This is a genomic window from Streptomyces sp. NPDC002701 (genome assembly GCF_042889045.1).
Taxonomy (GTDB): Bacteria; Actinomycetota; Actinomycetes; order Streptomycetales; family Streptomycetaceae; genus Streptomyces.
Map to the genome: position 1 here is coordinate 415,776 of NZ_JBIAQL010000003.1, position 13,584 is coordinate 429,359.

The following is a 13,584-nucleotide window of genomic DNA, read 5'->3' on the forward strand; positions in this document are numbered from 1 at the left end:
TAAAGGCACGGGAACCGGAGGCGCCCTGAAGGGGCGCGGGGAACTGCGCGCCCAGCCCCCACGAACCCGCACCCACACACCCCGCAGCCAAGCGGAGCGCCCACGTGGTGGAAAACACGGCGCGGGAAGCCCCACCCCACCGTAGGCTCACGGGCATGCAGGTGATCCAGTCGACCAAGCTCGCCAACGTCTGTTACGAGATCCGGGGCCCGGTGCTCGAGGAGGCGATGCGGCTGGAAGCGGCAGGCCACCGGATCCTCAAGCTGAACACCGGAAACCCGGCAGCCTTCGGCTTCGAGTGCCCGCCGGAGATCCTGGAGGACATCCTCCGCAACGTCTCCACCGCGCACGGCTACGGAGACGCGAAGGGCCTGCTCGCGGCCCGCCGCGCCGTGGTCATGCACAACCAGACCCTCGGCATCGAGACGGACGTCGAGCACGTCTTCATCGGCAACGGCGTGTCCGAGCTGATCGTGATGGCGATGCAGGGCCTGCTGGACGACGGCGACGAGGTCCTCGTACCGGCGCCCGACTATCCCCTGTGGACGGCCGCCGTCTCCCTCTCCGGCGGCACCGCCGTGCACTACCGCTGCGACGAGCAGTCCGACTGGATGCCCGATCTCGCCGACGTGGAGCGGAAGGTCACCGACCGCACCAAGGCGATCGTGATCATCAACCCGAACAACCCGACGGGCGCGGTCTACGACGAGGCGATGCTGCGGGGGCTCACGGACATCGCCCGCCGCCACAACCTGCTGGTCTGCTCGGACGAGATCTACGACAAGATCCTCTACGACGAGGCCGTGCACACCCCGACCGCCAAGGTCGCCCCGGACCTGCTGACCCTGACGTTCAACGGGATGTCGAAGGCGTACCGCGTGGCCGGGTACCGGGTCGGCTGGATGGCGATCTCCGGGCCGCGGGCGCACGCCGACTCGTACATCGAGGGCCTGACGATCCTCGCCAACATGCGGCTGTGCGCCAACATGCCCGGCCAGCACGGTGTGGTCGCCGCGCTCAGCGGCCGGCAGACCGTCAACGACCTCGTCCTGCCCGGCGGGCGGCTGCGTGAGCAGCGGGACGTGGCCCACTCGCTGCTCACGCAGATCCCGGGCGTGACCTGCGTGAAGCCGAAGGGGGCGCTCTATCTCTTCCCGCGCCTCGATCCGAAGGTCTTCAAGATCAAGGACGACCGGCGGATGGTACTGGACCTGCTGCGGACCGAGAAGATCATGGTGGTGCAGGGGACGGGCTTCAACTGGCCGGAACCCGATCACTTCCGGGTCGTCACCCTGCCCACCGCCCGAGACCTGACGGACGCGGTGACGCGGATCGGGAACTTCCTGGACGGTTACGGGCAGCGGTGACGGTGCGTGGCCGACCGGATCCGTTTCCTGAGTCTGCTCAACTTTAGACGAAATCCAAGCTAGGATGGCTTCCTGTCAGGACACAGGAGGCCGTCTCCCATGTACGAACCGATCCGCACCAAGTCGGTCCACACGATGGCCGGCACCGCCGACTTCCCCCACCGGTCGCGCGAGGAGGAGCTGGACATCCAGCTCGCCGGTCATCTGACGGCACTGCTCGCCGTCACGGACGAGCTCCGTGGGCTCGAACCGTCCGCCATGCTCGATGCCGCCGCCGAGCGGCTGGCCGAGCAGGTGACCCGGCTGCGCGCCGGTCGTCCGCCGGTCCGGGTGGCGGTCGCCGCCACCGCTGCCGCCTCCACCGGGCTCGATCCCCGTTCCGCCGGGCTGCACCGGCGGGCGCACGCCCTTGCGGGGCGTGCGCTCGTCGTCGCCGCGTCGCGGGCGGACACGGCGGCGGCGATCCTGGCCGCCGAGTGCATGGACGCGCATGCGGCGGCCGTCGGGGCGGCGGCTCTCGCCGCCCACTGAACCGCCCACCGAGCGGGAGCCGCTCCGGGTGTCTCCGGCCCTTGGCCGCGGGGGCGCCCCCGCGGCTTCGGCTCCGAAGCCTTCGGGCTTCCCCGAACGGCCCCGGTCCGCGCGCACCCGCAGCGACGTGCGGGCCGGGTGCCCCCGCTTGACGGAAGGGCCGCGCCTTGTTCAGGTGCGGCCCTTTTGGCGTGCGTCCGTTGTGTGCACCGTGCGGGCCGGTGGGGGCTGGTCGCGCAGTTCCCCGCGCCCCTAAAAAACACTCCGTGCCGGCCGGTGAGGGTGGGCCGCGCGGTTCCTCGCGCCCCTGTCGGGGCGCTCTGAGCGGTGGCTGCGGGTCCGGTTGCGTACTGGGATGGGGTGGACACCCTCTGTTCATCCGACGCGGCGAGGAACGTCGGATTCCGGGAGCAGGCTCCGCATGTGAGACGAATCATCGCCATCGTCCTGGCGGTATTCCTGATCGGCGGAGTGGCAGCAGCCGTCGTAGCAGGCCGCGAAGAGCAGGACACGAGCACGGCAACGAAGACCGTGCTGGGAGTGATCGGGTCGGAGAAGGCGGAGTTCTTCGCCGACCCGGACGTGGTGAAAGCCCTTGCTGCCAAGGGCTACACCGTGGAGACCGAGACCTCCGGCTCCTGGGCCATGGAGGGGCTCGACCTCAAGGGGTACGACTTCGCCTTCCCCTCCAGCCAGGCCCCCGCCGGGGAACTCGCCGCGAAGTACGGCGTACGGCAGCCGCTGCCGCGCCCCTTCTACTCGCCGCTGGTGGTCGTCGCGCACCGCAGCGCCGCCGAGGTGCTGGCGCGCAACGGCCTCGCGACCCTGGGCAAGCAGGGCAACGGCACCCTCGACATGACGGCGTACCTCAAGGCCGCCGGGGACGACAGGACCTGGCAGCAGCTCAAGGGGGCGGACGGGCACGGTGAGCTGAGCGGCACGCTGTTCATCTCCAGCACCGACCCGACCAGTTCGAACTCGGGCGCGCTGTACCTCGCCGCCGCCTCCTACGTGGCCGACGGCGGCCGGGTCGCCGACGGTGCCGGGGCCGTCGCCCGCACGGCACCCCTGATGCGCAAGCTGATCAGCGTGCAGGGTTCGCAGCAGACCAGCACGGACGCGGCGTTCAGGGACTTCGTGAGCGGGGTCGGAAATCCGCTGGTCCTCGTCTACGAGTCCCAGGTCGCCTCGCTCCTCGCCCAGGGCCAGGGCGTCGACGACCTGACCGTCCTGTACCCGGACACCACGGCGAACAGCGACCACACCGTCGTCCCCCTCACCGACGAGGGACGCGCGCTCGGTGAACTCCTGGGCAGCGACAAGGCGTTGCGGAAGCTCGCGGTGAAGCACGGGTTCAGGCCGCAGGGCGCGGCCGTCGAGTTCACAGCGGCCACCGACGCGCACAGCACGTATCTCAACCAGAAGCTGACCGGCGTCCGGCAGGCGCCCGTGCCCGCCTCCGAGGTGCTGCACGACATGGCCCGCCGGGCCCGAAAGTAGGGGGAACAGCACGTGAGCAACCTCGAAGACACCTTCACCCTCACCCCTCCCGAGACGGTCGCGGCCGTGCCGAAGGAGAAGGCCGGCGGACTGGTGCCGGTCGACGAGTCGGTCCGCACCGACATGGCACGCAAGGCCGCCGAGTACGTCGACGGGCTCGCCGTGCTCGACGCCCGCTCCCCCGAGTTCGCCGGGAGGATCGGCGAGATCGTCGCGCTCGGGTCCGGTGAGATGCGCGGCGCCGCCGCCCAGTCGAACCGGATGCTGGAGCGCACGATCCGCGCGCTGCCCGCCAACGGCGAGGACGCCCAGTCCCGCGTCTCCTCCTCGCTCGTCGAGCTGCGGCGCACCGTCGAGGACCTCGACCCGCGCGATCTGCCCGGCGGCAGGGCACGCAAGCTGCTGTCCCGGCTGCCGGGCGGCAACAAGCTCCGCGACCACGTGGCCAGGTACGCCTCCGCGCAGGGCACCCTGAACAGGATCGTGGGCTCGCTGCGCGGTGGCCAGGACGAACTGCGGCGCGACAACGCGGCGTTGCAGACCGAGCGCGTCCGCCTGTGGGACTCGATGGGCAAGCTGCAGGAGTACGTCGTCCTGACCGAGGCCCTGGACACGGCGGTCGAGAGCCACATCGCCGGCGTCGAGGCACAGGACCCCGCCCAGGCCGACACCCTGCGCGCGGACGTCCTGTTCCCCGTACGGCAGAAGCACCAGGACCTGCTCACCCAGCTCGCGGTGTGCGCGCAGGGCTATCTCGCGATGGACGTGGTCCGCCGCAACAACGAGGAACTGATCAAGGGCGTCGACCGCGCGGCCACCACCACGGTCTCCGCGCTGCGGATCTCCGTGATGCTCGCCTCCGCCCTCGACAACCAGCGCAAGGTCGTCGAGCAGGTCAACGCGCTGCGCGGCACCACGGAGGACCTCATCCGCGGCAACGCGGAGATGCTCGCCACGCAGAGCGGCGAGATCCAGCACATCGCCGCCGACCCCGCCGTGGGGGCGGAGACGCTGCGCTCGGCCTTCCAGCAGATCTACCAGACCCTGGACGCCATCGACACGTACAAGGTCCAGGCCACGGAGACCATGGCGGCGACGGTCGACTCCCTGACCTCCGAACTCCAGCACGCCACGGCGTATCTGGAGCGCAGCCGCTCGCAGGGCGCCCTGGAAGGCGGTGGCCTCGCATGAGACACCTCCGTCTGGCCGTGGCCGCCGTCGCGGTGACCGTGGTGGCGGCCGGATGTACGTCCGCCACGGAGGAACCGGGCCCGTCCGGCGGCGAACCGGTCCCCGGCACCCTCCGCGTGCTGGCCTCCAGCGAGCTCGCCGACATGAAGGGCGTGCTGGAGCAGGTCAGGAAGGACACCGGCATCACGGTCCGGCCCACCTACCTGGGCACCCTCGACGCCGTCGACCTCCTCGCGAAGGGCAGGGCGAAGGGCGCGTACGACGCGGTCTGGCTCTCCTCCAACGACTACCTGCGCCTGGAACCCGCCGCCGCGGAGCAGGTCGTGTCCGAGACCCCGGTCATGTCCAGCCCGCTGGCCATCGGGGTGAAGGACGCCACCGTACGGAAGCTGGGCTGGAAGCCGGCGGACGTCACCTGGGCCGCCGTCGGGGAAGCGGTGCGCGACGGCAGGCTGACGTACGGCATGACCGATCCGTCCCGTTCGAACTCGGGTTTCTCCACGCTCGTCTCGGTGGCCTCGGCGCTCTCCGGAGCCCAGTCGGCGCTCACGGACGCGGACGTGCGGCGGGCCACGCCCGAGCTGACGGAGTTCTTCAAGGGCCAGAAGCTCACGTCGGGGTCCTCGGGCTGGCTCGCGGCGGCGTACGACCGGCGCGGTGACGTGGACGCCCTCCTCAACTACGAGTCGGTGCTGAAGTCGAGGAAGGACCTCACGGTGATCCGGCCGCGCGACGGAGTGGTCACCGCCGACTATCCGCTCTCCTCGCTCACGTCCACGAGCCGGGAGGTCCGCGACGACGTCCGCCGCCTCACCGAGGCCCTGCGCACCCCGGCGGTCCAGCGGCTGATCACCGCCCGCACGCTGCGCCGTCCCGTCGTCCCCTCCGTGCCGCCCGCGGCCGGACTGGACACCACCCGGCGCCGCGAACTCCCCTTCCCCGGCAGCCGTTCCGTCGCCGACGGGCTCCTCGACTCCTACGAGAACAAGCTGCGCAGGCCCTCCCGGACCGTGTACGTGCTCGACACCTCGGGCTCGATGCGCGAGGACGGGCGGCTCGGGCGGCTGAAGAAGGCACTCACCGACCTCACGGGTGACTTCCGTGAACGGGAGGAGGTGACGCTGATGCCGTTCGGCTCGGCGGTCAAGAGTGTCGCCACGCACGTGGTACGGCCCGAGAACCCGCGCTCGGGGCTCGACGCGATCCGCCGCGACACCGAGGCGCTCACCGCCGAGGGCGACACGGCGATCTACACCTCGCTGCAGAAGGCGTACGGGCATCTGGGGGCCGACGACGACACGTTCACGTCGATCGTGCTGATGACGGACGGCGACAACACGAAGGGCGCGAGCCCGGCGGAGTTCGACGGCTTCTACGGCCGGCTGTCCGAGGACGAGCGGCGGATCCCCGTCTTCCCGATCCTCTTCGGCGACTCCGACCGCGGCGAGCTGGAACACATCGCCGACCTGACCGGCGGCCGTCTCTTCGACGCCCGGAAGGGCTCGCTCGACGGCGCCTTCGAGGAGATCCGTGGCTACCAGTAGGACTGACAGGCCCAGCCGGTTCCTCGGCTACCTGGAGTCGCGCAAGAACCTCACCGGGAGCGCCTGCGGGATCGCGGGGCTGGCGCTGACGTTCGCGGGGGTCGCGGGGGCGTACTGGCCGGTCGTCGTCGCCGGCCTGTACGGCGCCGGGGCGCTGGTCGCACCGCCGGAGCGGCCGCCCGTGCCGGACTTCCCGGACGCCTCCGCCCAGCTCGGCGAGATCCGCGCGGACTTCGGCACGCTGCGGACCTACCTCGCGGACGTCGAACTGCCGCCCGCCGCGGCCGGCCGGCTCACCGAGCTGACGGAGCTGCTCACCGCGCTGCTCGATCCCGGATGGGTCGCGCAGGTGCTCGCGCGGGACGCGGAGGGGGTGCATGTGCTGTCGCGGGCGGTACGTCTGGACCTTCCGGAGGCGGTCGACGCGTATGTGCGGGCGCGGTGGTGGGTGCGGCTGGCTCCGGGCTCCGAGTCGCCCGAGCGGCATCTCGAACGGCAGCTCGGGCTGCTGGACGACGAGTTGACGTCGCTGGCGGCGGCCCTCCGCGAGACGGAGGCCCGCCGCCAGGAGTCCCACACCCGCTACCTGGAGGACCGGGCCTGACCCTTGCCCTCCCGACCTCGGGGGCTCCGCCCCCGAACCCCCGTTGCGCAGTTCCCCGCGCCCCTAGATATCTAGGGGCGCGGGGAACTGCGCAGGAGCGCGCAGCGCGACAGGGGGGTCTGGGGCGCAGCCCCCAGAAGAGACGGGAAGGGTCGGGGTCAGCCCAGGCGTTCGACCAGCGCCCGGTACTCGGCCCAGAGTTCCGCCGGCGTGTGGTCGCCGAACGTGTTCAGGTGGTCCGGGACCAGCGCGGCCTCCTCCCGCCACACCTCCCTGTCGACGGTGAGGAGGAAGTCGAGCTCGGCCTCGGAGAGGTCGAGCCCCTCCGTGTCGAGGGCGCCCTTGGCGGGGAGGACGCCGATGGGGGTCTCGACGCCCTCGGCGCGCCCGTCCAGCCGGTCCACGATCCACTTCAGGACCCGGCTGTTCTCACCGAAGCCGGGCCAGACGAACTTGCCCTCGTCGTTCTTGCGGAACCAGTTGACGTAGTAGATCTTCGGGAGTTTGGACTGGTCCTTGTCCTTGGCGACGTCGACCCAGTGGCCCATGTAGTCGCCCATGTTGTAACCGCAGAAGGGGAGCATGGCGAACGGGTCGCGGCGCAGTTCGCCGACCTTGCCCTCGGCGGCGGCGGTCTTCTCGGAGGCGACGTTCGCACCGAGGAAGACGCCGTGGTTCCAGTCGAAGGACTCCGTCACCAGCGGCACGGCCGTGGCACGGCGCCCGCCGAAGAGGATCGCGGAGATCGGCACGCCGCGGGGGTCCTCCCACTCGGGCGCGATGATCGGGCACTGCGCGGCGGGGACGGTGAAGCGGGCGTTGGGGTGCGCGGCGGGGACGCCGGACTCGGGGGTCCAGTCGTTGCCCTTCCAGTCCGTGAGGTGGGCCGGGGTCTCCTCCGTCATGCCCTCCCACCAGACGTCGTTGTCGTCGGTCAGGGCGACGTTGGTGAAGACGGAGTTGCCCCACAGCGTCTTCATCGCGTTGGCGTTGGTGTGCTCACCGGTGCCGGGCGCGACGCCGAAGAAGCCGGCCTCGGGGTTGATGGCGTACAGGCGGCCGTCCTCGCCGAAGCGCATCCAGGCGATGTCGTCGCCGATGGTCTCGACGGTCCAGCCGCGCACCGTCGGCTCCAGCATGGCGAGGTTCGTCTTGCCGCAGGCGCTCGGGAAGGCGGCGGCCACGTACTTCGACTCTCCCTGCGGCGGCGTGAGCTTCAGGATGAGCATGTGCTCGGCCAGCCAGCCCTCGTCCCGGGCCATGACGGAGGCGATGCGCAGGGCGTAGCACTTCTTGCCGAGCAGCGCGTTGCCGCCGTAGCCGGAGCCGTACGACCAGATCTCGCGGGTCTCGGGGAAGTGGGAGATGTACTTCGTGGAGTTGCAGGGCCACGGCACGTCGGCCTCGCCCTCGGCCAGCGGCGCCCCGAGCGTGTGCACGGCACGCACGAAGAAGCCGTCGGAGCCGAGTTCGTCGAGGACGGGCTGCCCCATCCGGGTCATGGTGCGCATGGAGACGGCCACGTACGCCGAGTCGGTGATCTCGACGCCGATCGCGGAGAGGTCGGAGCCGAGCGGGCCCATGCAGAACGGGACGACGTACATCGTCCGGCCGCGCATCGAGCCGCGGAAGATCCCCCCGTCGCCCTCCTTGCCCTGGAAGACCTCCCGCATCTCGGCGGGGTCCTTCCAGTGGTTGGTCGGGCCCGCGTCCTCCTCCTTCTCGGAGCAGATGAACGTACGGTCCTCGACCCGGGCGACATCGGTCGGGTCGGAGGCCGCGTAGTACGAGTTGGGGCGCTTGATCGGGTCGAGCTTCCTGAAGGTGCCCTTGCGGACGAGCTCCTCGCTCAGTCGCTCGTGTTCGGCCTCCGAGCCGTCACACCAGACCACACTGTCCGGCTGCGTCAGTTCGGCGATCTCGTTGACCCATGAGACCAGTTCCTTGTGGGTGGTGGGGACGGTGGTCGAAGGGGGAGCCGCGATGTCGCGCGCCACGATCGCTCCTAGATGAGGGGTTTTTGGTTTTTGTGCCCCGTGGGGGCCGCGACCCGGATGCTTCACGGGACCGACCCGCACCGGTCTTTCCGGTGCATATCGATCTTCCTGGCGCTCATCCGGTGCCGACCGCACTCATTTGATCATCCGACGGCTCCGCCCATATGTCCAGAGGGCCTCACACCTGAGCGGCGTGAGCATCACCACTTGGCGTCGGATGTGTACAAGGTCCCATTCCGGCCCATCTGGCACGACGGCCCGACACGCGGCCCGGCACACCCGTGAGACACCTGCCACTCGGTGCGCTCCGGACGGGGGGACTGATATGTAACCTACGGTTCCGTAGGTACGATGGCTGCCATGACTGCGCCCCGCTCCGACGCCTCCGCGGACACGCCTGTCGTCGACCGTGTCGCCGAAGCGCTCTCACTGCCGCATCCCGTGAAACCGCACCTGCGCGGCTGGCTGCACGCCGGGATGTTCCCCGCCGTGCTCGTGTCCGGCCTGGCGCTGACCGCCCTCGCCGGCTCGACCCGCGCCCGCGCGGCCTGCGCGGTCTTCGTCCTCACCGCCTGCCTGCTGTTCGGCGTCAGCGCGATCTACCACCGCGGGACCTGGAGCCCGCGCATGGACGGTGTGCTGCGCAGACTCGACCACGCGAACATCTTCCTCATCATCGCGGGCTCGTACACGCCCCTGACGATGCTGCTGCTCCCGGAGAGCAAGGGCCGCTGGCTCCTGTGGGGCATCTGGGGCGCGGCCGTCGCGGGCATCGCCTTCCGGGTCTTCTGGATCGGCGCCCCGCGCTGGCTCTACACCCCCTGCTACATCGCGATGGGCTGGGCCGCCGTCTTCTTCCTCCCCGACTTCATGCGGGCCGGCGGCGTCACCGTCCTGGTCCTCGTGATCGTCGGCGGACTCCTCTACAGCGCCGGCGGAATCATCTACGCGCTCAAACGCCCCAACCCGTCACCGCGCTGGTTCGGCTTCCACGAGGTCTTCCACCTGCTGACCCTCGCGGCGTTCATCGCGCACTACATCGGCATCTCGATCGTGGCCTACCGGTACGGATAGCCCACCCGTACCGCGCCGCCCCGGTCGGGCCCCGCCGACAACCGATCGCCGATGGCCGAGAATGGACGCCATGACGGCCGCACCCACCCCGCCCTCCACCGACCTCCCCCGGCCGGGACTGCGTGAGCGGAAGAAGGCCAGGACGCGGACGGCGATCCGGCACGCGACGTACCGGCTGATCCAGGAGCACGGGTACGACGCGACGACGGTCGAGCGGATCGCCGAGCTGGCCGAGGTGTCGCCGTCCACGGTCCTGCGCTACTTCCCGGCCAAGGAGGACATCGTCCTCACGGACGAGTACGGCCCGCTGCTGGTGGCGGAGGTGCGCGCCCGCCCGGCGGACGAACCGTGGTTCGCCTCCCTGCGGTACGCACTGAAGAAGCTGGCGGGCCCCGGGACCTCGGAGGAGCCCGAGGTGATCCGGCTGCGCACCCGCCTGATGGCCGAGGTGCCCGCCGTGCGGTCGCGGGCCGCGGAGCGCATGACCGTCACCGGCGGGCTGCTCTGCCAGGTCATCGGCGAGCGCACCGGCCGGGACCCCGGGAGCTTCGAGGTACGCGTCTTCGCGACCTCCCTCGTCGGCGGGCTGACGGAGGCGTCCCTGTACTGGGCGGAACACCACCACGAGGACGACCTCGGCACCCTCGTCGACCGGGCCCTGGACGTCCTGGACCACGGGCTCACCCGGGAAAACCACGAGGCCGCCGGCCCGGCCCGCATGCCATCCTGACCCGGTGAACGGACCGCAGATCCACGTCGTATTCGCGCCCGGGCTACGGGTGTTCGTCCCGCACGGACGCCGGTCGGGGGCCACGCCGGTCGCCACCGACGGCTCCTCCACGCTGGGCCATGTCGTCGAGTCGCTCGGCGTCCCGCTGACCGAGGTCGGGGAGCTCGTGGTGAACGGCCGCGCGGTGGCGGTGTCGCGGCTGCCCGCGGCGGACGACACCGTCGAGGTACGTGCCGTCGCGCGGCCCCAGCCGGTGCCGGGCGCTCCGCTGCGGTTCCTGCTCGACGTCCATCTGGGCACGCTGGCCCGTCGGCTGCGGCTGCTCGGTGTCGACGCCGCGTACGAGTCGCTGGACATCGGCGACCCCGCGCTCGCCGCGAGGTCCGCCGCCGAGCGGCGCGTGATGCTCAGCCGGGACCGGGGGCTGCTGCGGCGGCGGGAGCTGTGGGCAGGGGCGTTCGTGTACAGCACGAAGCCGACTGAACAGCTGCGCGACGTGCTGGGGCGGTTCGCCCCGCGGCTGCGGCCGTGGAGCCGGTGCACCGCGTGCAACGGAGTGCTGGCGCCGGCCTCGAAGGACGAGGTCGTCGGACAGCTGGAGGGCGGGACCCGGCGCTCGTACGACGTGTTCGCGCGGTGCGGGGAGTGCGGGCGGGCGTACTGGCGGGGCGCCCACCACGCGCAACTGGAGGAGATCGTCGACGGCGCCGTGGCCGAGTTCGGCCAGCCCTCGAACTGATCCCTTCGGGGCGCGCGTCGTCGGGTGCGGCCGAGTGGGGGTTGCTCGCGCAGTTCCCCGCGCCCCCAGGTACCTGGGGGCGCGGGGAACTGCGCGGTCTTTCAGGGGCGCGGGGAACTGCGCGACCAGCCACGACGCACCCGCACCCGACGAAGCACCCCCCGCCCCAGAAAAGACTCGCTCAGTTTTCCAGGGCCGCCCGCAGACGGTCGACCTCGGTCGTCGGGGCATCGCAGGTGAAGTTGCGGCAGACATAAGCCGTGGGTGCGCCACCCACCAGCACCCGGTCCGCGAGCAGCGGCAGCTCGCCGCTGTCCGGGGCCCCCACGGCGACCACCGCACCGGGCGCGGTGGCTAGCAGGGCCACCCGGTGGAGCTCCCCGGTGGCCGGGTCGTCCGCCGGTCCGACGACCGCCACCTCACGCGGCCCGTCGAGCTGGGCCTCGGCCGTGGCCAGGCCCCAGCCGATGAAGCGCGGGGCGCGCGGGCCGAGCGCCTTCACCACGCCCAGCGCCCGTTCCGCGGTACGGCGGTGGGTCTCCGAGCCGGTCTGGGCCGCATAGCTCAGCAGCGCTCCGGCGGCCGCGCTCCAGCCGGAGGGCGTGGCGTTGTCGGTCGGGTCCTGCGGGCGCCGGATGAGCTTCTCCGCGTCGGCCGCCGTGTCGTACAGCGCTCCTGACTCCTCGTCGGTGAACTGCACGAGGACGTGGTCGAGCAGGAAGCCGGCGAAGTCCAGCCAGACCCCCTCGCCCGTCACCGAGGCCAGCGCGAGGAACCCCTCCGCGACGTCCGCGTAGTCCTCCAGCACACCGGCGTGCGCGCCGGCCCTGCCGTCCTTGCTCGTACGGGCGAGACGCGCGTGCTCGTCCAGATGGAGCCGCACGAGAAGGTCGGCCGCCCCGAGCGCCGCGTCGACCAGGTCGGGCCGGTCGAAGTACGCGCCGGTCTCGGCCAGCGCGGCGATCGCCAGGCCGTTCCAGGCGGCCACGATCTTGTCGTCGCGGCCGGGGGCGGGACGGCCGTCGCGCGCCTCCTTCAGCCGGGCCCTGACGGACTCGATCCGGTCGGCGTCGAACACGCCTTCGCTCTGCGGCAGCTGGAGGACGGAGGCGCCCTCCTCGAAGGTGCCCTCCTCGGTCACGCCGAAGTAGTCGGCGGCGAGCCGGGCGTCCTGCTCGCCGAGCACCTCGCGCAGCTCCTGCGGCGTCCACACGTAGTACGCGCCTTCGACGTGCCGGCCCGTGCCGTCGTCGCTGTCCGCGTCGAGCGCGGAGGCGAACCCGCCCTCGGCCGTGCGCAGTTCCCGGACCATGAAGTCGGCGGTCTCCAGGGCGACCCGGCGGGCCAGGTCGGAGCCGGTCGTCCGCCACAGGTGCGCGTACACCCGGCACAGCAGCGCGTTGTCGTAGAGCATCTTCTCGAAGTGGGGCACGACCCACTCACGGTCGACGGAGTACCGGGCGAAGCCGCCGCCGAGCTGGTCGTAGATGCCCCCGCGGGCCATCCGCTCGCAGGTGTCGGCGGCCATCTGCAGCGCGCCCTCGGCCCCGGTGCGCGCGTGGTGCCGCAGCAGGAACTCGACGGCCATCGACGGCGGGAACTTGGGCGCCCCGCCGAAGCCGCCGTGTGCGGCGTCGTAGTCGCGGGTGAGCCCGAGCAGCGCCTGCGCGAGTTCTTCCTCCCCCGGCACCTGCGCGTCGCCGAAGCCGATCTCGCGTCCGGCGAGGTCGCGCACGATCTTCCCGGCGACCTCGGCGACCTCGTCCCGCCGGTCGGTCCACGCACTGCGTACGCCTTCGAGGACCTGCCGGAACGACGGGCTCCCGTGCCGCGGCTCGGGCGGGAAGTAGGTGCCGAAGTAGAACGGCTCGGCGTCGGCCGTGAGGAAGACGGTCATGGGCCAGCCGCCCTGCCCGGTGGCCGCCTGCACGGCCTCCATGTAGACCGCGTCGACGTCGGGCCGCTCCTCCCGGTCGACCTTGACACCGACGAAGTGCGCGTTGAGGTAGTCGGCGGTCTCCTGGTCCTCGAACGACTCGTGCGCCATGACGTGGCACCAGTGGCAGCTGCTGTAACCGACGCTCAGCAGGACGGGTTTCCCGGTCCTGCGCGCCTCCTCGAACGCCTCCTCCGACCAGGGCCACCAGTCGACGGGGTTGTCGGCGTGCTGCAGGAGATAGGGGGACGTCTCGTTGGCCAGTCGATTCGGCATGGAATCCATCCTGCCGCAGTACCCCCCACACCCCGCACATCACACAGCCCCGCAAAGGGCGCGGGGAACTGCGCACCCAGCCCCCACCGACCCGC

The 13,584-nt window shown here is 71.3% G+C and carries 11 protein-coding genes; 9 read left to right on the plus strand and 2 right to left on the minus strand.

Annotation, left to right across the window (positions count from 1 at the left end; all coding sequences use genetic code 11):
• Positions 1-155 precede the first annotated feature (155 nt).
• The 6 genes from ACFYXC_RS10280 (at position 156) to ACFYXC_RS10305 (ending at position 6,737) form a co-directional block, all read left to right on the plus strand.
• Positions 156-1,367, plus strand: coding sequence for a pyridoxal phosphate-dependent aminotransferase (locus tag ACFYXC_RS10280; protein ID WP_388914730.1), 1,212 nt, complete (start codon positions 156-158; stop codon positions 1,365-1,367).
• Positions 1,368-1,466: 99 nt separating this feature from the next.
• A complete protein-coding gene (locus ACFYXC_RS10285) occupies positions 1,467-1,898 on the plus strand; it encodes a hypothetical protein (protein WP_389549165.1) in 432 nt (143 codons plus the stop codon).
• Between the two features lie 423 nt (positions 1,899-2,321).
• Positions 2,322-3,398: a hypothetical protein gene (locus ACFYXC_RS10290; protein WP_389549168.1), complete on the plus strand. Its 1,077-nt coding sequence runs from the start codon at positions 2,322-2,324 to the stop codon at positions 3,396-3,398.
• 12 nt (positions 3,399-3,410) lie between these two features.
• Positions 3,411-4,589 carry a toxic anion resistance protein gene (locus tag ACFYXC_RS10295; protein ID WP_389549170.1) on the plus strand — a complete coding sequence of 393 codons (1,179 nt, stop codon included), beginning with the start codon at positions 3,411-3,413 and terminating at the stop codon, positions 4,587-4,589.
• A complete protein-coding gene (locus tag ACFYXC_RS10300) occupies positions 4,586-6,133 on the plus strand; it encodes a substrate-binding domain-containing protein (protein ID WP_389549172.1) in 1,548 nt (515 codons plus the stop codon). The genes ACFYXC_RS10295 and ACFYXC_RS10300 overlap by 4 nt, the downstream gene beginning before the upstream one ends.
• Positions 6,120-6,737, plus strand: a complete 618-nt coding sequence (locus ACFYXC_RS10305; protein WP_389549174.1) for a hypothetical protein — start codon at positions 6,120-6,122, stop codon at positions 6,735-6,737. Before ACFYXC_RS10300 ends, ACFYXC_RS10305 begins: the two co-directional genes overlap by 14 nt.
• Before the next feature lie 158 nt (positions 6,738-6,895).
• Here ACFYXC_RS10305 and ACFYXC_RS10310 read toward each other — a convergent pair whose 3' ends face one another.
• Positions 6,896-8,734: a phosphoenolpyruvate carboxykinase (GTP) gene (locus ACFYXC_RS10310; RefSeq protein ID WP_389549177.1), complete on the minus strand. Its 1,839-nt coding sequence runs from the start codon at positions 8,732-8,734 to the stop codon at positions 6,896-6,898.
• A gap of 360 nt (positions 8,735-9,094) precedes the next feature.
• Here ACFYXC_RS10310 and ACFYXC_RS10315 point away from each other — a divergent pair, with 360 nt between their 5' ends.
• From ACFYXC_RS10315 to ACFYXC_RS10325, 3 genes are all read left to right on the plus strand, one after another.
• A complete protein-coding gene (locus tag ACFYXC_RS10315; protein WP_388914709.1) occupies positions 9,095-9,808 on the plus strand; it encodes a hemolysin III family protein in 714 nt (237 codons plus the stop codon).
• A 61-nt stretch (positions 9,809-9,869) separates the two neighbouring features.
• Positions 9,870-10,538: a TetR/AcrR family transcriptional regulator gene (locus ACFYXC_RS10320; RefSeq protein WP_389549180.1), complete on the plus strand. Its 669-nt coding sequence runs from the start codon at positions 9,870-9,872 to the stop codon at positions 10,536-10,538.
• 4 nt (positions 10,539-10,542) lie between these two features.
• Entirely contained in the window at positions 10,543-11,277 is a 735-nt protein-coding gene (locus ACFYXC_RS10325) for a Mut7-C RNAse domain-containing protein (RefSeq protein ID WP_389549183.1), read from the plus strand.
• Positions 11,278-11,458: 181 nt separating this feature from the next.
• Here ACFYXC_RS10325 and ACFYXC_RS10330 read toward each other — a convergent pair whose 3' ends face one another.
• Positions 11,459-13,489 carry a thioredoxin domain-containing protein gene (locus tag ACFYXC_RS10330; protein ID WP_389549186.1) on the minus strand — a complete coding sequence of 677 codons (2,031 nt, stop codon included), beginning with the start codon at positions 13,487-13,489 and terminating at the stop codon, positions 11,459-11,461.
• Between the last annotated feature and the right edge of the window lie 95 nt (positions 13,490-13,584).